Genomic DNA, 17,496 nt, shown 5'->3' with positions numbered 1-17,496 from the left:
CGTCCGCCTTCGACGAGGAGTTCTACGCAGCCAAACGAAGCGGGTGCAGATCTACCTCGCCGAGGATGTCCCGCGTCAGACTGAGTGGCAGGGCCCGTTGCTTGCGGGTCTGACCAGGACCAGGAGTCGACCGGCCGGTGACCCGCTGGGGGCGCAACTGAGGGCTCACCGCACTGACCGACGGCGGATGCCAGCGGACCCTCACGTGCAGAATCTCGCCGTACCGACGGCGTCCGAGCACGTCCGAGTTGATTCGGGACGGAGAGGTCGCAGGTTCACATCCTGTCACCCCGACCAGTCGGAGGCACGGCGCTCGTCGCATTGGACCTCGCCAGCTCTCTCGATCCCCGTGGCCGCACGGCCGGGCTGAACGCGCTCACCACCGCTCTGGAGCGAGTGCGTGGCCGACCGTCCCACGATCGCCATCCCCACGCCGCCAGAGGGATGGCTCGCACCCCTGGCCCACGTCGCCGGATCGCCGCCGCCTGACCAAAGGGGTGACTGCGGTGGTCCCCTGCCTGCGTAGGGCAGAATCGCGTCGTGCTTCTGACGTTGTCGACGACTCACCGACCCGCCTCGGACCTGGGGTATCTGCTGTTCAAGCACCCCGATCGTGTCCAGGAGTTCAAGCAGTCGTTCGGCAAGGCCACCGTCTTCTACCCCGAGGCGAACGACGAGCGCTGCACTGTCGCGGTGCTGCTCGAGATCGACCCGGTGCGGCTCGCGCGTTCGGCAGGCAAGCGCAGTCCGGACTTCTCGCTCGCGCAGTACGTGAACGACCGGTCGTACGCGGCGTCGTCGATGCTCGGTGTGGCGGTCGCGAACGTGTTCAGCACCGCACGCAGCGGACGCGGCGACTCCCGGCAGGCCGTCGCGGACGCTGCGATCCCGCTGGAGATCACCATCCCGGTCCTGCCCTGCAGGGGCGGCCCTGACATCGCTCGCCGGATCTTCGGACCGCTCGGCTGGATCGTCGATGCCGAACCGATCCCGCTGGACGGACGGTTCCCAGAGTGGGGCGAGTCGAGGTACGTGCGCCTGACGTTGACGGGCACTCTCCGCCTCGCCGACGCCTTGAACCAGCTTCACGTGCTGCTGCCCGCGATGGACGAGGCGAAGCACTATTGGCAGAGCGACGACGAGGTGGACAAGCTGCTGCGCTCCGGGGAGGGCTGGCTTGCCACGCACCCGGACCGCGAGCTCATCACGCGCCGCTACCTGGGTCACCGGTCGTCGCTGGCCGGCCGAGCGCTCGAGCGCCTGGCCGAGCTGGGTGACGACGTCGTCGAGGACCTCGAGCCCGCGGCGGACGAGGAGGTCACGCAACCGCCCGAGAAGCGCGCCTCGCTCAACACCCAGCGCCACGAGGCCGTGCTCGCGGCACTCTCGGAGCTGCAGGTGCGGACGGTGATCGACCTGGGCTGCGGGCCTGGGGCGTTCCTCGACAAGCTTGTGCGCGAGCCGTCGTTCACGCGCATCGCCGGGGCGGACGTGTCGGCTCGTTCGCTGCAGATCGCGGCTCGTCGCCTGCGTGTCGACCGGATGAGCGAACGGCAGTCCGAGCGCCTCGAGCTGTTCCAGGGCGCGCTGACCTACGAGGACTCCCGGTTCTCCGGGTTCGACGCTGCGGTACTGATGGAGGTCGTCGAGCACGTCGACCCGCCACGCCTCGCCGCGCTGGAACGTGTCGTCTTCGGTGCAGCGCGCCCCGGTGCCGTCCTGGTGACGACGCCGAACTCCGAGTACAACCCGAACTACGAGGGACTGACCGGCATGCGCCACCCGGACCACCGCTTCGAGTGGACCCGTGCCGAGTTGCAGGACTGGGCGGCGGGGGTCGCCGCCGCGTACGACTACTCGGTCGAGCTGCGTGGCGTCGGCGACGTCGACCCCGAGCGCGGCACCAGCACCCAGATGGCGGTGTTCCTCCGTGGCTGAGACGACCACCCGCCAGATCTCCGTGCCCTCGACGGGCCTGGTGCTGCTCGTCGGCGTGTCCGGCAGCGGCAAGTCGACGTTCGGCGCGCGGCACTTCAAGCCCAGCCAGGTGATCTCCTCGGACTTCTGCCGTGCTCTGGTGTCCGACGACGAGAACGACCAGGCCGCCACCCCGGACGCGTTCGACGTCCTGCACTACATCGTCGGCACCCGCCTGCGCCGCGGACTTCTCACCGTCGTCGACGCGACCAACGTGCAGCGCGGCTCTCGCGCGTCGCTGGTCAGGCTCGCGAAGGACCACGACGTGCTCGTCGACGCCGTCGTGCTGGACGTGCCCGCGTCCGTCGCCGTCGAGCGCAACGCGTCCCGACCCGATCGTGACTTCGGCCCGCACGTCATCACCCGCCAGCACCGCGACCTCAAGCGGTCTCTGCGGGGTATCCGCAAGGAGGGGTTCCGCCGTGTCCACGTGCTGACTGAGACCGAGGTCGACACCGTCGAGATCGGCCGCGAGAAGCCGTGGAACGACCGCACCGAGCTGCACGGTCCGTTCGACATCATCGGTGACGTGCACGGCTGCGCCGACGAGCTGCGCACCCTGCTGGGCAAGCTCGGCTACGTGATTGCGTCAGACGCCGACGGTCGCGCCGTCGGGGCGTCGCACCCCGAGGGCCGCACCGCCGTGTTCGTCGGCGACCTGGTCGACCGCGGCCCCGACACCCCGGGTGTGCTGCGCCTGGTCATGGGCATGGTCGCCGCGGGGACCGCGCTGAGCGTGGCCGGCAACCACGAGGCCAAGCTCGTGCGTGCGCTCAAGGGTGCCAAGGTCCAGGTCACTCACGGCCTCGGCGAGTCCCTGGCCCAGCTCAAGGCCGAGGGCGAGGACTTCACCGCGTCTGCTCTGGCGTTCATGGACGGCTTGATCAGCCACTTCGTGCTCGACGGCGGCCGCCTGGTCGTCGCGCACGCGGGACTCAAGGAGGCCTTCCACGGTCGAACGTCCGGCCGCGTCCGCTCGTTCGCGCTGTACGGCGACACCACCGGCGAGACCGACGAGTACGGCCTGCCCGTGCGCTACCCCTGGGCGCGGGAGTACCGGGGCAAGGCGATGGTCGTCTACGGCCACACCCCGGTCCTGGAGCCGGAGTGGGTCAACCACACCATCTGCCTGGACACCGGCGTCGTGTTCGGGGGCCGGCTCACCGCGCTGCGCTACCCGGAGAAGGAGATCATCCAGGTTCCTGCGCTGCGCGAGTACTACGAACCGGTGCGACCGCTCGCCGCTCCGGTCCCCGACCGCGAGCCCACCGCCCTGAGCATCGACGACGTCACCGGCACCCGCTGGCTGTTCACCGAGCACGCTGGCAAGGTCAAGATCCCTGAGGAGAACGCCGCGGCCGCGCTCGAGGTCATGAGCCGGTTCGCCGTCGATCCGCGCTGGCTCGTCTACCTGCCGCCCACCATGTCGCCGGCACCGACGTCGAGCCTCGACGGGTTCCTCGAGCACCCCGATCAGGCGTTCGCCGCGTACGCCAAGCAGGGTGTCACCGAGGTCGTGTGCGAGGAGAAGCACATGGGCTCGCGCGCCATCGCCGTCGTCGCGAAGGACGCCGACGCGGCCGCCAAGCGGTTCGGCATCGCCGACGGCTCCACCGGCGTCGTCTACACCCGCACCGGCCGGGCGTTCTTCCCCGAACCGCTCGGCGGCGACCTCGTCGCCCGGCTGCGTACCGCCGTCGGACCGCTGTTCGACGACCTCGACACCGACTGGCTCGCCCTCGACTGCGAGCTGCTGCCGTGGTCGGCCAAGGCACTCGGGCTGATCAAGGAGCAGTACGCGTCGGTCGGTGCGGCCGCCCACGCGGCCTTGCCGGCAGCGACCGCCGTCCTGGACGTCGCTGCCGCGCGGGGGCTCGACGTCGGGCCGCTGGCCGAGCGCGTCGCACGACGCACCGCGAACGCCGAGGCCTACCGCGAGGCCTTCGCGGCCTACGTCCACCCGACAGCCGGGCTCGACGGCGTCACGCTCGCGCCGTTCCAGATCCTCGCCGCGGAAGGACGCCAGCTCGCCACCACCGAGTCCCACCGCTGGCACCTGGAGAAGATCGGCCAGCTCACCGACCCGCTCATCACCCACACCCGGCACCGGTTCGTCGACCTGGCGTCGGAGCAGGACAGGGCCGACGCCACCCGATGGTGGCTCGGCCTCACCGCAGCCGGTGGGGAAGGCATGATCGTCAAGCCGGTGGCGCCCGGACGCAGGATCCAGCCCGGGCTCAAGGTCCGCGGCCGTGAGTACCTGCGCATCGTCTACGGCCCCGACTACACCGACTCCCTGGAGGTGCTGCGCGATCGGCGCCTCGACAAGAAGCGCGTCCTCGCGCTGCGCGAGCACGGTCTGGGGCTCGAAGCCCTCGACCGGTTCGTGAGGAACGAGCCCTTGTGGTCCGTGCACCAGATGGCGTTCGCCGTGCTGGCGCTGGAGTCCGAGCCGGTCGACCCACGTCTCTAGACCTGCTGCTCGATCGGACCAGGCCGCGGCGCCGCCTGGCGTAGCGTGACCGCATGACATCGCGTCCCTCCGCGCCCGAGGTCCCCGACCGTCCCGACGACCTCGCGGACGCCCCGGCGGTCGACGCGTTCGTCACCGCCCGCCCGCAGCTCTTCGGCATCGCCTACCGCATGCTGGGCAGCGTCGCCGAGGCGGAGGACGTGCTGCAGGAGGCGTGGATCCGGTGGCAGGGCACCGACCGGACCCGCGTCGAGAACCCGGCCGCGTTCCTCACCACCATCGTGACGCGCCTCGCGATCAATGCGACGACGTCGGCGTACGCCCGGCGCGAGACGTATGTGGGGCAGTGGCTGCCGGAGCCCGTCGACACGACCGCCGACCCGGCCCTCGGCGCCGAACGTGCCGAGGCGCTCGAGACGGCGGTGCTCGTCCTGCTCGAGCGACTCACTCCGGTGGAGCGCGCCGTCTACGTGCTGCGCGAGGCCTTCGCCTATCCCTATCGCAGCGTCGCGGAGATCTTGGACCTGAGCGAGGCGAACACGCGCCAGCTCGCCCGCCGGTCCCGCGAGCGCCTCGGCACCCGCGACGCGGTCACGGTCGACCCGGCCGAGCACCGCCGTCTGCTCGCCGAGTTCGTCGCGGCGGCGCGCGACGGCGATCTGGGCCGCTTCGAGCAGTTCCTCGCCGAAGGTGTGGTTGCGCGCACGGACGGCGGCGACCGCGTGCACGCCGCCCGCGTCGAGCTGGTCGGCCCGGCACGGGTGGCGTCGTTCTTCGACAAGATCTGGCACAAGTACTGGTCTGGCGCCGAGGTGCGCATCGTCGAGGCGAACGGGTTGCCGGCGCTGCTCCTGCAGGACGGGTCGTCCGCGGCGCTCGTGGCGCTCGACGTGGGCCGGGACGGCATCCGGCGGGTGTTCGCCCAGGTGAATCCGGACAAGCTCGAAAGGTTCGCCGAGACCGTCTGACCGGTCGACGACGGTCACCGCGCCGCCGTCGACCGGTCGCCGGAGTCAGTCCCGCGAGCCGCCCAGCCACTCGTCGAACGTCACCGTTCCGCGCGGCCCCTCGCCGTCGGGCAGCAGCGCCCCGCCCCGGAAGTCGGCACCGGTGCCGGGGAAGTCGACCGGCAGCACCCACCGCCGTCGGCCCTGCGCACGGAGCAGCCGCCGCGCCATGTCCACCATCTGCTCCTCCCGCGGCCCAGCGATCTCCGGCGCGCGCCCCTGGGCCGGGCCGGCGGCGACCTCTGCCAGGTACGCACCCACCTCGGCCGCGGCGACCGGCCGGCACCGCATCCGCGGCATGATCCCGACCGGACCCGGGACCTGCCCGAGCACCTGCCCGGGGAACTCGTGGAACTGAGTCGCCCGCACCACCGTCCAGGGCACGCTCCCGCCGCGCACCACCTCCTCCTGCGCCGCCTTGGCGCGGTAGTACCCGTACCCCGCGGCCCGATCGACGCCCACGATCGAGAGCAGCACGTGGTGCCCGACGCCGGCCCTCGCCCCGGCGGACAGCAGGTTGCGCGAGGTGGTGGTGAAGAAGTCCGTGGCCACCTTCTCCTTCAGGCTCGTGACGTTGAGCGTGTCGACGACGGCGTCCGCACCCTCGAGCGCGGCGTCCAGCCCGTCCCCGGTCGCCACGTCGACGCCCCGGCTGCGCGCCAGCACCACGGCCTGGTGCCCACCGCGCTCCAGCGCGTCCACCACGTGACGCCCGACGACTCCGGTCCCACCCGCGACGGCGATCCTCATGCTGTTCATCCTCCTGGTCCGTCCTGCTGCTGACACCCTGACGACCACGCAGCACCCCGAGTCGTGACAGTCTGTGAGGCAGCTCACCCAGGACCACCAAGGAGGACCGATGGAGCCGATCGTCGTCGTCGGGGGCGGGTTCGCCGCCGCCCGCGCCACCCAGACGCTGCGCGAGGAGGGGTACGACGGAGACCTCGTGGTGCTCACGGGCGAGGCCGTCCCGCCGTATGAGCGCCCGCCGCTGTCCAAGGACTACCTGCGCGGCGAGGCCGGCTCGGAGGCCCTGTTCCCCCTCGACGCCGACTGGTACGCCGACCACGGCGTCGACCTGCGGACGTCCACGTCCGCAGTCGGGCTCGACGTGGGCAGCAGCAGCGTCGAGACGGCGCCCGGCGGGTCGCTGCGGTACTCGCGCCTGCTGCTCGCCACGGGCTCGCGGGTGCGCCGCCTCGAGGTCCCCGGCACCGACCTCACCGGCGTGCACCACCTGCGCACCGTCGTCGACGCCGACCGCCTGCGGGAAGCGCTGAGCGGTGACGGCCCGGTCGTCGTCGTCGGCGACGGCTGGATCGGGATGGAGGTGGCGGCGTCGGCCCGGCAGCTCGGCCGCGACGTGACCGTGGTCGGCCGGTCGCCGCACCCGTTGCACGGCCTCGGCGCGCGGGTGGGCGAGATCTTCGCGACCCTCCACCAGGAGAACGGCGTCCGGCTGCTCCGCGAGACCTCCGTGACCGCCCTGACCGGCTCCGGCCGGGTGACCGGCGTGGAGCTCGACGACGGCTCCACGCTCGAGGCGAGCACCGTCGTCGTCGGCGTCGGCGTCACGCCGCAGTGCGACCTGGCCAGGGCCGCGGGCATCGAGCTCCGGGCAGCGGCCGACGGCGGAGGGATCGCCGTGGACGGCAGCCTCCGGACGTCCGCGCCCGGCGTCTGGGCGGCCGGCGACATCGCCTCCGTGCCGTCTCCCCGCTACGGCCGGCCGCTGCGCGTCGAGCACTGGGCGTTCGCCGACGAGACGGGCAAGCACGCCGCCCGCTCGATGCTCGGTGCTGGCGACGCCTACGACGTGCTGCCGTACTTCTTCACCGACCAGTTCGACCTCGGCATGGAGGTCAAGGGCGTCACCGATGGTGAGGTGGTGCTCAGCGGGTCTCCGGAGAACCGGGAATGCGTCGCGTTCTGGGTGGACGGCGGCCGCGTGCAGGCGGGGATGGGCATCAACGTCTGGGACCGCATGGACGACGTCGAGGGGCTGATCCGCGCTGACGGTCCCGTCGACCGGAACACGCTGGAGACGTTCGTCTGAGCGGACCGGGCACCCCGGGCCGCCCCGGTCGTCTGGCTGGAGCTCGACAGCCCCCCCCCGGAGCCGCCGGTCTCGGCCCTCGCCGACCTGCCGGACGACGCGCTGGTGACCGCGATCGACAAGGCCTGCGGGTCCGGCGGATGCTGGCTCGAGGTCTCGGAGGTGGGCCCCACCGACGTGCGGTTCAGCGTCATGTACGACCGGTACCTCGATCTCTGAGGCACACCCGATACGGGCCGGACAGAGACGCTCGCGACACGCAGCGGCCGGTCAGGCGTCCCGCCGCGAGCGCACCGCAGCCGCCAGGACCTCCAGGAGCTCCGCCGTCGTGCCCCAGTCCATGCACTTGTCCGTGACGGACTTGCCGTACACGAGCGAGTCCAGCGGTCCGGGCTTCTGCGCGCCCGCCTCGATGAAGCTCTCCAGCATGAGTCCCGAGATCCCCTGCTCACCGCCGGCGAGACGCTCGGCGAGCTCCCGCACCACCTCGGCCTGGCGCACGTGGTCCTTGCCGGAGTTGCCGTGCGAGGCGTCCACGATCACGCCCGCCTCGACCGCTCCGCCCAGACCGGAGGTGCGGGCCACGCCCAGCGCCGCCGCGACGTCGTCGGACCCGTAGTTCGGGCCACCGCGCCCGCCCCGCAGGATGACGTGGCAGTCCGGGTTGCCGGCGGTCTCGACGGCGGCCGCACGGCCCTCGGCGTCCGCCCCGAAGAACGTGTGCTCGTTCGCGGCGGTGATGCAGCCGTCCACCGCGATCTGGACGTCGCCGTCCGTGGCGTTCTTGAACCCGACCGGCATCGACAGCCCCGACGCGAGCTGGCGGTGCACCTGCGACTCCGCGTTGCGCGCCCCGATCGCGCCCCACGTCACGGCGTCGGCGATGTACTGCGGGGACGTCGGCTCGAGGAACTCGCACGCGGCCGGCACCCCGGCATCCAGCACGCCGAGCAGCACCTCGCGGGCCAGGCGCAGGCCGTGGTGCACGTCGTGCGTGCCGTCCAGGTGCGGGTCGTTGATGAGGCCCTTCCACCCGACCGTGGTGCGCGGCTTCTCGAAGTAGACACGCATGACGACGACGAGGTCGTCCGACAGCTCCCGGGCGAGCGGCGCGAGACGGCGCGCGTAGTCGAGCGCGGCGGCCGGGTCGTGCACCGAGCAGGGCCCGACGATCACGACGAGACGGTCGTCCTCGCCGCGCAGCACGTCACGGACCTCACGGCGCGACGTCGTCACGAGGTCGCTGCGAGTGGTCCCCAGCGGCAGGTTCGCGCGCATCGTCCGCGGGGCGGGCAGGGGATCGAGCGCACGGACGCGCAGGTCAGAGGTCTCGGCCATCAGGTCAGTATCGCGCGGGCGGGTGGCGGTGTGCGCGTCGGGCACGGTCGTGGGACTCATCGGGGCTCCTGGTCGTGGCGGTGGTCGGCGGGTGCGGCGGTCCGGCGGCGTCGCCGGAGGCGGTCCGATCCCGACCGGAAGCCCCGACGACAAAGGGCCCGGACGCGCGTCGCGTCCCAGGCCCTGTGCTGGCTCCGGTGGAAGGTGTCGGTCAGGCGCGAGCCCGCCGAGCTCCCAGCGGAGCCGGCGTAAAGCGCCAATACCAACGGATGTTCACGGCCCTGACAGTACGCGCGGCCGCGCGGACCGTCCAGCGGTGTCCACCATCCGGTCACCGGTACGGTCGGCGCATGCCGATCCCCGAGTTCGTCGCCGCCGTCCGCGCCCAGGTCGGGACCGCACCGCTGTGGCTCCCCGGGGTGACCGCCGTCGTGCACGACGACGCCGGGCGCCTGCTGCTGGGACAGCGCGCGGACAACGGGCTGTGGGCGCTGGTCAGCGGGATCCTGGAGCCCGGCGAGGAGCCCGCGCGCGGGCTCGTGCGCGAGGTCCTCGAGGAGACCGGCGTCGAGGTGGAGGTGCAGGCCCTGGCGGCGGTCTCCACGACGCCCGAGGTCGTCTACCCGAACGGCGACCGCAGCTCGTACCTCGACCTGTGCTTCCTCGCGCGCCCCGTCTCGGCGGCGTCCGCCGCCGCCGCGCACGTCGCCGACGACGAGTCCGTCGCGGTGGCGTGGTTCGCCCCGGACGCCCTGCCCGACGACGTCGCCCCCTCGTCGCGCCGTCGGCTCGCGGCGGCCGAGCGGTACCGGGCCGACCCCGGCGCGGGCACCGTCTTCGCGCGGTGACCCACCCCGAGGGGCCCGGCCGTCAGCGTCCGTAGAGCTCGACGAAGTTGCGCAGGATGCGCATCGGCCAGGTCACCGGGCGTGCGGCGGCCCGGGTGACGACGTCGTCGGCCTCGGAGGCCGCGAAGTACCCGTAGTCGCGGTAGACCTCCACGCGCTGGGTGAGGCCCGCGAGGTCGAGCTCGGGGTGGAACTGCGTCGCGTACAGGTGGGACCGCAGCCGGAACATCTGGACCGGCACGCGGGGCGAGAACGCGAGCCGCACGGCGCCGGGGGGGTAGGGCTCGCATGCCCTCCTTGTGCCCGACGAACGCCGTGAACGCGGGCGGCAGCCCGGCCAGCAGCGGGTCCGCGAGGCCCTCCTGGGTCAGCTCGACCGTCGTCAGGCCGACGGCCTCGCCGTAGCGCCGGTCGACGACGCCCCCGGCGTACGTGCCGAGGGTGCCGACGCCGTAGCAGGCACCGAGGAACGGGAAGTCCCGCTCCACGACCTCGTCGAGCAGGGTGACGAACTCCCGCTCGACACGGAGCTGCACCGCGGACTTCTGCGCGTCCGGGTCGGAGGAGTTGAACGGGCCGCCGCCCACGAGGATGCCCGAGTACGCGTCGAGGTCGATCGCGGGCATCGGGCCGGCCTCCAGGCGGACCCGGTGGACCTGCTCCGCGGGGAGGCCGCCGTACCGGCAGAACGCCTCGTACTCGCTGTCGGCGGCGGCGTCCTCGGCACGCGTGCCCAGGAGCAGGAACGGCTTCATGGCCGCAGGCTATGCGCGCCTTCCGGGGGCCGCTCGCCGCCGTCGACCGGGCGCCGGGCCCAGAACGACGCGAGGACCGCCCCGGAGACGTTGTGCCACACGGAGAACAGCGCGGCAGGCAGGGCCGCCGCCGGCGAGAAGTGCGCCGTCGCCAGCGCCGCGGAGAGACCCGAGTTCTGCATCCCGACCTCGATGCTCACCGCACGCCGGGCGCTCTCGTCGAGCCGGGCGGCGCGCGCGGCGCCGTAGCCCAGCGCGATCCCCACGGCGTTGTGGACGACGACGGCGAGCGCCAGCAGCGCTCCCGTGGCCAGCACGGCGTCGGCGTTCGCCGCGACGATGCCGGCCACCACGACGACGATCCCGGTCACTGACACCAGCGGCAGGTAGGGCAGCAGGTACCGCTCCACCAGGCCGCCGGCGAAGGTGCGGACGAGCAGGCCCGCGAGGACGGGGAACAGCACGATCTGCACGATCGAGGTCATGAGGGAGCCGTAGGTGACGTCGAGCTGGGACCCCGCGAGCCACAGCACGAGCACCGGCGTGAGCAGCGGGGACAGCAGGGTCGACACCGCGGTGAGCGTCACCGACAGGGCGGTGTCGCCCCGGGCGAGGTACACGATGACGTTGGACGCCGTGCCGCCCGGGGCCGCACCGACCAGGATCATGCCGACCATCGCGGCGTCCTGCAGGCCGAACGCGGTGCCGATCGCCCAGGCCACCAGCGGCATGACCGTGAACTGCGCGACGACGCCGACCAGCACCGACCACGGCCGCCGGGCCACGAGCCCGAAGTCCGCGCCGCGCAGCGTCAGCCCCATGCCGAACATGATGATCCCGAGGAGCAGGGGGATGTGGCCGGCGATGGGGGCGAGCGTCGTCGGGGCCAGCAGCCCGGCCACTCCTCCGAGCACCACGATCACCGCGAACCACCGGCCTGCCAGCTCAGCCACCTTGCGCATGCCGCCGCACCCTACCGGCATGCAGGTCGAGCCTGCCGGGACCCGGTCGGGATCTCGACAGGCTCGACCGGCTCGACCGGCGTCAGGTCCAGCGGAACAGGCGGATCGCGAGCGGCAGCAGGACCGCCGTGTACGCCAGCATCACGACGTACTGCAGCAGCGGGAACCCCTCGCCGAACCAGCCGGTGTCCATGGCCTGCGCGGCCGCACCCATCGGGGTGAACTGGCCGATCTGCCGCACGATGTCGGGCATGATCGGGCCTGGCGTCCACAGCCCCGCCAGGAACAGCAGCGGGAAGTAGACGAGGGAGGCGACGGCGTTCGCCGTCGAGGGCTTGTTCACCACCGCGGACAGGAGCATGCCCAGCGAGAACAGCGAGAGCATCCCCAGCACGAACGCGCCGAGGACGACGCCGAGCTGGGTGGGCTGGACGATGCCGAACAGCGCCTGCGCCACGCCGAGGGCCAGCGCCACCCCGATGAACGTGGTGGCGACGCTGATGGCCAGGTGCGCCACGATGATCGCCTGCGGCCGCATCGGCGTCGTCGACATTCGCCGTAGCACGCCCTTGTCACGGAAGGTCGCGAACGTGACCGGCAGCGACAGGATCGCGAGCGTGCCGATCGCCATGGCGAGGACGGTGGGCAGGTATGTCGCGATGGGCGTCACGCCGTACCAGAGCGAGTCCTGCGGGGCGTCGGTGATCGGCTCGCGCATCCCCGGGATACCGAACCCGACGCCGACGAGGAGCACGGTGGGGAAGAGCACCCCGAAGAACACGGACGACGAGTCGCGCAGCCAGACGGCGGTCTCGGTGCGCAGCAGGCGGCCGAACCCGCGCCAGCCGGTGCCGGACGGGCGCACCCGCGTGGGGGTGGCGGTAGCGGTGGCGGTCATGACCGGCCTCCTTCGAGGACGAGAGTGGTGTCGGTGGGCGCGTCGGCGTCGCCGGTCCCCGTGCTGTAGGCGCGCCCGGTGTGGGCGAGGAACACGTCCTCGAGCGACCTGGCGACGGTGCGGACGTCGTCGGGCACGAGGTCCGCACCGGCGAGGGCCGGCACGAGGGCGAACAGGACCCGGCGGGTCCCGGTGACGACGACCTCGCCCGGCGAGGTCTCGGCGAGGTCGACCCGCGCGACCTCGGGGTCGTTGTCGGCGAGCTGCTCGAGCACGTCGCGTGCCCGGCCGGCGTCGTCGGGGGCGAACCGCAGCACCACGGTGCTGTCGTCGTCGAGGGCGTCGATGAGCCCCTGGGGCGTGCCCTCGGCGACGACGTTCCCGGCGTCGATGATGACGAGCCGGTCGCAGAGCCGCTCGGCCTCCTCCATGAAGTGCGTGACCAGGAGGATGGTGACGCCCGTGGCCCGCACGCGCTCCACGAGCTCCCAGGTGTTGCGCCGGGCCTGCGGGTCGAGCCCGGTGGTGAGCTCGTCGAGGATGGCGATCTCGGGGTTGCCGATCAGGGCGAGCGCGATCGACAGGCGCTGCTTCTGCCCGCCGGACAGCTTGGCGAACCGGCGGTCGGCGTGCGGGGTGAGGTCGAGCATCGCCAGGAGCTCTTCCGGGTCCGCAGGGTTCGCGTAGAACCCGGCGAACAGGTTGAGCGCCTCCCGCACGGTGATCTTGTCGTGCAGCGCCGCCTCCTGGAGCTGCACGCCCAGGATGTCCCGGACTGCGCCGGGGTGGCGCTGGGTGTCGATGCCGCGCACGCGGACGGTGCCTCCGTCGGCGGTGCGCAGTCCGGCGAGAGTCTCCACGGTCGTGGTCTTGCCGGCCCCGTTGGGGCCGAGGATCCCGAAGATCTCCCCGGGCTGGACGGCGAACGACACGTCGTCGACGGCGACCTTGTCGCCATAGGTCTTGCGGAGGTGCGACACCTCCACGATGGGCTTGGCCATCTCTGGCCTCCTTCTCGGGTGGGATACGGACTGGCGGGTCAGGTGAGGCGTGGTCGCACGGCACGGAGCACGTGGTGCGCGACGACGGCGGCCAGGAGCGCGGCGAGGAGCGCGCCGACGAGGCTCACTGCCGCGCCGAGCACCGAGTCGACGGGCTCGTCGCGCAGGGGGATCGCGAAGATGCCGGTGCGGCTCGCAAGGTCGACGAGCACGGCGGGGAGCAGCAGCGGGACGACGGCGAGGGTCCCGCGCCAGGCTCCCCAGCGCCGGTAGCCGCCGTGGACGGCGACACCGACGAGCACGTAGGTGGCGATGACGAACGTCTGGGCGACGACGGTCGCAGCGACGCCGGTCACGGTGTCGAGCGCGAAGGCCCCGCCGGCACCCTGGTAAGGCCGGTCGAGCCCTTCGAACACCTGCTCCTCGGCGATGCCCAACACCACCGTCAGGACGCCGAACACGAGCCCGCCGACGACGGCGCCGCGAGCGACGCCCTCGACGAGGGACCGGCGGGTCCCCCCGGCGGCCACGTGGGTGCCCAGGAGGGCGGCGGCGACGATGATGCCGACGGCGAACGCCGGCCAGCGAGCGGGGCTCCCCGCGGCGTCGTACGTCAGCCCGTCGGCCACGCCGCCCCAGCGGTCCACGACCAGCGGGGTGGCGATGACGAGCAGGCCCCAGCCGACCCAGAACCAGACCGCGGCCTTGAGCAGGTAGCTCTCCAGCCGCCGCCGTGCCGCGGTGACCGCCCGGCGGTGGGGAGATCTGTCGTGTGTCATGGTGCTCACCTCGTCGGCCGGAGTCGCAGGGTACGCAGGCGCAGGTGCAGCCACGCCGCGGAGAGCACGATGGCGACGGCGGCTCCGGCCATCCCGACGGCGATGGTGCCCGGGCCCTCAGCGGGCAGGAACCCGCCGAGCAGGTCGACGGCCCACCCGCTGCGGGTGGACAGCTCCGCGAGACCGAGCAGCGCCAGCGCGGGGACGAGGTGCAGGGTCCCGCGACCGACGCCGTCGACCAGGTAGCCGACGGCGACGGCGCACCCGACGAGCACGTAGACCACGACGACCAGGGCCTCGGCGCCGGCCGTCGGCCAGATGCCGGCATCGCCGGTGACGAGGCCGCCCTCGGGACGCGGCCAGGTCCAGCCGACGGCGCGGAACGTCCCTCGCTCGACCAGCAGCGCGATCGCGTGGAGCACGCCGTAGGCCGGGCCGGTGACACCCGCGGTGATCAGGGCGGCGTCGCGCAGCGCACGGCGAGTACCTCCGGCGGCCAGGTGGGTGGCCAGGATGATCGAGCAGGTGATGACTCCCAGCGTGAACGCGAACCACCGCGCGCTGTACTCGGCGGCGACCAGCACACCGACGTCCATGTGGCCCCCGAACCGGTCGACGACCACGGGGACGGCGGCCGCCGCCACCGTGACGAAGGCCCAGAAGCTCAGCCCGACGACGAGCGACGGGACCAGCATCGACCGGGCCGCACGGCGGGTCGCCCGCCGCTGCACCCGGGCCACCAGCTCCGCCCGCGACGCAGGTGCTGTCGTGGTGACGCTCATCGGCCCGCCCCTGTCCGGCTCGGCTCGGTGAGGCGCACGAAGAGGTCCTGCAGCGGCAGCGAGCCCAGCTCGACGCCGGCGGCTCGCGCGGCGGTGGCCTCGACGTCGTCGGGCGTGCCCTCGAGAGTGACCTGCAGCGTGCCGCCGAGCTGCTGACGGTGCAGCACGCGGCGGTCGCCGGCGAGCCGCTCGACCGCGGACGTCGGCCCGGTGAGGCTGAAGCCGCGCCGGCCCATCTCCTCGGCGGTCTCGGCGAGGAGCACGCCGCCGCGGTCGAGGACGATCACGTCCTCGAAGAGCCGCTCGACCTCCTCGACCAGATGGCTGGAGAGCAGGATGGTGCGGGGATGCTCGGCGTAGTCGGCGAGGATCTCGTCGTAGAACGCGTACCGGGTCGGGGCGTCCATGCCGAGGTAGACCTCGTCGAAGATCGTCAGCGGCGCGCGGGACGCCAGGCCGATGGTGGCGCCCACGGCGGACCGCTTGCCGCGCGACAGGGCGTTGGGCTTCTTGCGGGGGTTCACCTCGAACATGTCGAGCAGCCGCCCCGCGAGCTCCGCGTCCCAGAACGGACGCAGGTCGGCGTAGTACCTGAGGGACTCGGACAGCTTCTCGTCGTCCTGGAGGTCCCCCGACTCGCGCACCAGCTGGACGTTGGAGGTGACCCACGCGTTCTCCCACGGGTCCTCCCACGGGGCGTCGCCGTCGGGCCCGAGGCGCACGGTGCCCGACGTCGGCCGGTTGAAGGCTGCGAGCAGGGTGAGCAGCGTGGACTTGCCTGCGCCGTTGCGCCCGAGGACCCCGGTGATCACGCCGGGTCGGATCGTGAGGTCCACGCCGTCGAGCGCGACGGTCGCCTCGTCCTTGAAGGTCCTGCCGTCGATCGTCATCCGCCGCTGCTTGCCGAACCGGACGACGACGTCGTCCAGCCGGGCGCCGAAGGGCTCGGGGGTCATGACTCCTCCTGAGGGGTCTGGTGGGCGGTGCCGTGGATGTACGCGACGATCTCCTCGGCCGAGATGCCGAGCACGGCCGCCTGGGCGAGCGCGGGGGCGAGGACGTCGTCGTAGTACGCCTGGCGGTGCTGCTCGAGGAGGCGCTCGCGGGCGCCGGGCGCGACGAACATGCCCAGCCCGCGGCGCTTGTAGAGCACGCCCTCCTCGACGAGTCCGGTGAACGCCTTGGCCGCCGTGGCGGGGTTGATCCGGAACGTCGTCGCGAACTGTGTGGTGGACATGACCTGCTCCTCTTCCACGAGTTCCCCGGCGAGGACCTGTGACCGGATCATCTGCGCGATCTGGAGGTAGATCGGCTCGGGCCCGTCGAACATGCGGCCCTCCTCCCGGTCCTATGGTCCTGTGGTTCGTTACTCAACTAATGAACCACAGGACCTGGGGTGGCGTCAACCCCTGGCGGGCCGCTCGCTGACGCCGTGCCCGACGGCGCGACGTAGCGCCGCGCGTTCCACTGCGCGAGACGTTGTCCACAGGGTCGTGCCGGGGACCTGCGGTTTCGCTACCGTGACTCCGATGTCGCCGTCGACGCCCCTGGTGAAGGAATCCCTGATGCCCCGTACCGCCACCACCTTCGGCGCGGCCGCGCTGGTCGCGCTGCTGCTCGCCGGATGCACCACACCCGACCCGACTCCCACGGACCCCGGGTCGACGGCGCAGGCCCCCTCGAGCCCGGCACCCTCCGCGACCGAGTCCTCCCCCGCCGCGTCACCGACGCCGGTCGTGATCGCGCCCGAGCGGCCGGCCGCGATGGACGACGAGGGGTACCAGGGTGCCGAAGCCGCCGCGAAGTACTTCCTCAGCCTGGACGACTACATGATGAAGACGGGTGACACCGCCGAGTGGGAGGCGATGTCCCACAAGAAGTGCACGTTCTGCGCAGAAAGGCTCGAACAGGCCCGCACCATCGCAGACGAAGGTCAAAACTGGTCGGGCGGCGAGAATGCAGTCCAAATACTGCACACCTACGAACAGGATCGGCCGACTGGGATCTGGCCTATCGACATCGAGGTCACCGTGGAGCCGACTCGGGTCACCGACCCCTCCGGCAAGGAGACTTACGTGTCCGATGAAGTTGTCGCCGAACGGCGCCTCGAAGTCGTGCACCGCGGTGACGAGTGGAAGGTCGTCGACCTTTTCGCCATGCCCGAGTCCCCGGAGGAGCAGTGAACGCTGCCACCTCTGTGATCGCCGCCACGATCTTGTTCACCAATCTTGCGATGGGCGCAGAGATTGAGGGCACCATGGACGACGAACGGAATACAGCCGGGGTTGACGCGGTCGGCGAGGGCGCGAATCCCGCTGCCTCCGAGGACGACGGCCCCCGCGACCGGTACTTCCGCACCGACACCCAGACCTGCAACATCGCCACCACCGCGGACGGCATCGAGCTGATCACCACCCTGGACACCTGCCCCGACGGCTCACGAGAAGCAGACATCGAGAGCGCCCCCTGCAACGACGACGAGTACGAGCTCGCCGAGCTGTGGGTCGAACGCCTCCAGGACGACGGCACCTACACCGCACCCGAGCAGGTCTCCGGCCGCGAGTGCATCACCCCGGCCGACGTCGCCGCCCAGGCCCGACGCGCCTTCGCCGCCATGCGC

At 72.2% G+C, this 17,496-nt stretch carries 17 protein-coding genes and 1 pseudogene; 7 read left to right on the top strand and 11 right to left on the bottom strand.

Going from position 1 to position 17,496, the window contains the following annotated elements:
• Nucleotides 1-540: 540 nt before the first annotated feature.
• From ACH5HR_RS12275 to ACH5HR_RS12265, 3 genes are read left to right on the top strand one after another with little or no spacing between them, the layout of a single operon-like run.
• Nucleotides 541-1,938 carry a 3' terminal RNA ribose 2'-O-methyltransferase Hen1 gene (locus ACH5HR_RS12275; protein WP_402373980.1) on the top strand — a complete coding sequence of 466 codons (1,398 nt, stop codon included), beginning with the start codon at nt 541-543 and terminating at the stop codon, nt 1,936-1,938.
• Nucleotides 1,931-4,450, top strand: a complete 2,520-nt coding sequence (locus tag ACH5HR_RS12270; RefSeq protein ID WP_416478094.1) for a polynucleotide kinase-phosphatase — start codon at nt 1,931-1,933, stop codon at nt 4,448-4,450. The genes ACH5HR_RS12275 and ACH5HR_RS12270 overlap by 8 nt, the downstream gene beginning before the upstream one ends.
• Nucleotides 4,451-4,503: 53 nt before the next feature.
• The gene (locus ACH5HR_RS12265; RefSeq protein ID WP_402373976.1) at nt 4,504-5,418 is read left to right on the top strand and encodes a sigma-70 family RNA polymerase sigma factor; all 915 of its coding nucleotides are present in this window, start codon (nt 4,504-4,506) and stop codon (nt 5,416-5,418) included.
• A gap of 45 nt (nt 5,419-5,463) precedes the next feature.
• On the opposite strand, the gene ACH5HR_RS12260 is transcribed toward ACH5HR_RS12265, so the two are convergent.
• Nucleotides 5,464-6,207: an SDR family oxidoreductase gene (locus ACH5HR_RS12260; protein ID WP_402373974.1), complete on the bottom strand. Its 744-nt coding sequence runs from the start codon at nt 6,205-6,207 to the stop codon at nt 5,464-5,466.
• 109 nt (nt 6,208-6,316) lie between these two features.
• Between ACH5HR_RS12260 and ACH5HR_RS12255 the strand changes: the two genes are divergently transcribed.
• Nucleotides 6,317-7,513 carry an NAD(P)/FAD-dependent oxidoreductase gene (locus ACH5HR_RS12255; RefSeq protein WP_416478092.1) on the top strand — a complete coding sequence of 399 codons (1,197 nt, stop codon included), beginning with the start codon at nt 6,317-6,319 and terminating at the stop codon, nt 7,511-7,513.
• Between the two features lie 270 nt (nt 7,514-7,783).
• Here the strand turns inward: ACH5HR_RS12255 and ACH5HR_RS12250 are convergent, their stop codons facing one another.
• Complete coding sequence (locus tag ACH5HR_RS12250; RefSeq protein ID WP_402374517.1) at nt 7,784-8,851, bottom strand: 3-deoxy-7-phosphoheptulonate synthase; 1,068 nt, start codon at nt 8,849-8,851, stop codon at nt 7,784-7,786.
• 350 nt (nt 8,852-9,201) lie between these two features.
• On the opposite strand from ACH5HR_RS12250, the gene ACH5HR_RS12245 reads away from it, so the two are divergent.
• Complete coding sequence (locus tag ACH5HR_RS12245; protein ID WP_416478090.1) at nt 9,202-9,699, top strand: NUDIX hydrolase; 498 nt, start codon at nt 9,202-9,204, stop codon at nt 9,697-9,699.
• 22 nt (nt 9,700-9,721) lie between these two features.
• Here the strand turns inward: ACH5HR_RS12245 and ACH5HR_RS12240 are convergent, their stop codons facing one another.
• The 9 genes and pseudogenes from ACH5HR_RS12240 to ACH5HR_RS12200 all read right to left on the bottom strand — a co-directional run bounded on the left by ACH5HR_RS12240 (nt 9,722) and on the right by ACH5HR_RS12200 (nt 16,206).
• On the bottom strand, nt 9,722-9,964 hold the full coding sequence (locus ACH5HR_RS12240) for a type 1 glutamine amidotransferase family protein (protein ID WP_416478238.1): 243 nt from the start codon (nt 9,962-9,964) through the stop codon (nt 9,722-9,724).
• 79 nt (nt 9,965-10,043) lie between these two features.
• A pseudogene (locus ACH5HR_RS12235) lies at nt 10,044-10,325 on the bottom strand (glutamine amidotransferase-related protein); the annotation flags it as partial.
• A 125-nt stretch (nt 10,326-10,450) separates the two neighbouring features.
• On the bottom strand, nt 10,451-11,416 hold the full coding sequence (locus tag ACH5HR_RS12230; protein ID WP_416478088.1) for a bile acid:sodium symporter family protein: 966 nt from the start codon (nt 11,414-11,416) through the stop codon (nt 10,451-10,453).
• Between the two features lie 82 nt (nt 11,417-11,498).
• Nucleotides 11,499-12,314 (bottom strand): ABC transporter permease, encoded by an 816-nt coding sequence (locus ACH5HR_RS12225; protein ID WP_416478087.1) that lies wholly within the window; start codon nt 12,312-12,314, stop codon nt 11,499-11,501.
• Nucleotides 12,311-13,315 carry an ABC transporter ATP-binding protein gene (locus tag ACH5HR_RS12220; protein WP_416478085.1) on the bottom strand — a complete coding sequence of 335 codons (1,005 nt, stop codon included), beginning with the start codon at nt 13,313-13,315 and terminating at the stop codon, nt 12,311-12,313. The genes ACH5HR_RS12225 and ACH5HR_RS12220 overlap by 4 nt, the downstream gene beginning before the upstream one ends.
• Before the next feature lie 38 nt (nt 13,316-13,353).
• Nucleotides 13,354-14,094: a hypothetical protein gene (locus ACH5HR_RS12215; protein WP_416478084.1), complete on the bottom strand. Its 741-nt coding sequence runs from the start codon at nt 14,092-14,094 to the stop codon at nt 13,354-13,356.
• 5 nt (nt 14,095-14,099) lie between these two features.
• Complete coding sequence (locus tag ACH5HR_RS12210; RefSeq protein WP_416478083.1) at nt 14,100-14,876, bottom strand: hypothetical protein; 777 nt, start codon at nt 14,874-14,876, stop codon at nt 14,100-14,102.
• Complete coding sequence (locus tag ACH5HR_RS12205; RefSeq protein WP_402373954.1) at nt 14,873-15,832, bottom strand: ATP-binding cassette domain-containing protein; 960 nt, start codon at nt 15,830-15,832, stop codon at nt 14,873-14,875. Before ACH5HR_RS12205 ends, ACH5HR_RS12210 begins: the two co-directional genes overlap by 4 nt.
• Entirely contained in the window at nt 15,829-16,206 is a 378-nt protein-coding gene (locus ACH5HR_RS12200; RefSeq protein ID WP_402373952.1) for a GntR family transcriptional regulator, read from the bottom strand. Before ACH5HR_RS12200 ends, ACH5HR_RS12205 begins: the two co-directional genes overlap by 4 nt.
• Nucleotides 16,207-16,405: 199 nt before the next feature.
• Between ACH5HR_RS12200 and ACH5HR_RS12195 the strand changes: the two genes are divergently transcribed.
• Nucleotides 16,406-17,059, top strand: a complete 654-nt coding sequence (locus ACH5HR_RS12195) for a DUF6318 family protein (protein WP_402373950.1) — start codon at nt 16,406-16,408, stop codon at nt 17,057-17,059.
• Nucleotides 17,056-17,496 (top strand): hypothetical protein (locus ACH5HR_RS12190; RefSeq protein WP_416478081.1); only part of this gene is annotated, 441 nt, incomplete at its 3' end. The genes ACH5HR_RS12195 and ACH5HR_RS12190, both read left to right, overlap by 4 nt.

Origin of the sequence: Isoptericola maris (assembly GCF_048065335.1) — a bacterium.
In the GTDB taxonomy this organism is placed as follows: domain Bacteria; phylum Actinomycetota; class Actinomycetes; order Actinomycetales; family Cellulomonadaceae; genus Isoptericola; species Isoptericola rhizosphaerae.
The sequence above is the reverse complement of the archived record's forward strand: the minus strand, read 5'-3'. Positions and strand labels throughout refer to the sequence as shown.

Bases quoted from the DNA above. Each gene is read 5' to 3' on its own strand.
- ACH5HR_RS12210 (WP_416478083.1), bottom strand. From the start codon at position 14,876: ATGAGCGTCACCACGACAGCACCTGCGTCGCGGGCGGAGCTGGTGGCC.
- ACH5HR_RS12200 (WP_402373952.1), bottom strand. From the start codon at position 16,206: ATGTTCGACGGGCCCGAGCCGATCTACCTCCAGATCGCGCAGATGATC.
- ACH5HR_RS12215 (WP_416478084.1), bottom strand. From the start codon at position 14,094: ATGACACACGACAGATCTCCCCACCGCCGGGCGGTCACCGCGGCACGG.
- ACH5HR_RS12245 (WP_416478090.1), top strand. From the start codon at position 9,202: ATGCCGATCCCCGAGTTCGTCGCCGCCGTCCGCGCCCAGGTCGGGACC.
- ACH5HR_RS12260 (WP_402373974.1), bottom strand. From the start codon at position 6,207: ATGAGGATCGCCGTCGCGGGTGGGACCGGAGTCGTCGGGCGTCACGTG.
- ACH5HR_RS12205 (WP_402373954.1), bottom strand. From the start codon at position 15,832: ATGACCCCCGAGCCCTTCGGCGCCCGGCTGGACGACGTCGTCGTCCGG.
- ACH5HR_RS12220 (WP_416478085.1), bottom strand. From the start codon at position 13,315: ATGGCCAAGCCCATCGTGGAGGTGTCGCACCTCCGCAAGACCTATGGC.
- ACH5HR_RS12195 (WP_402373950.1), top strand. From the start codon at position 16,406: ATGTCGCCGTCGACGCCCCTGGTGAAGGAATCCCTGATGCCCCGTACC.
- ACH5HR_RS12265 (WP_402373976.1), top strand. From the start codon at position 4,504: ATGACATCGCGTCCCTCCGCGCCCGAGGTCCCCGACCGTCCCGACGAC.
- ACH5HR_RS12230 (WP_416478088.1), bottom strand. From the start codon at position 11,416: ATGCGCAAGGTGGCTGAGCTGGCAGGCCGGTGGTTCGCGGTGATCGTG.
- ACH5HR_RS12225 (WP_416478087.1), bottom strand. From the start codon at position 12,314: ATGACCGCCACCGCTACCGCCACCCCCACGCGGGTGCGCCCGTCCGGC.
- ACH5HR_RS12255 (WP_416478092.1), top strand. From the start codon at position 6,317: ATGGAGCCGATCGTCGTCGTCGGGGGCGGGTTCGCCGCCGCCCGCGCC.
- ACH5HR_RS12250 (WP_402374517.1), bottom strand. From the start codon at position 8,851: ATGGCCGAGACCTCTGACCTGCGCGTCCGTGCGCTCGATCCCCTGCCC.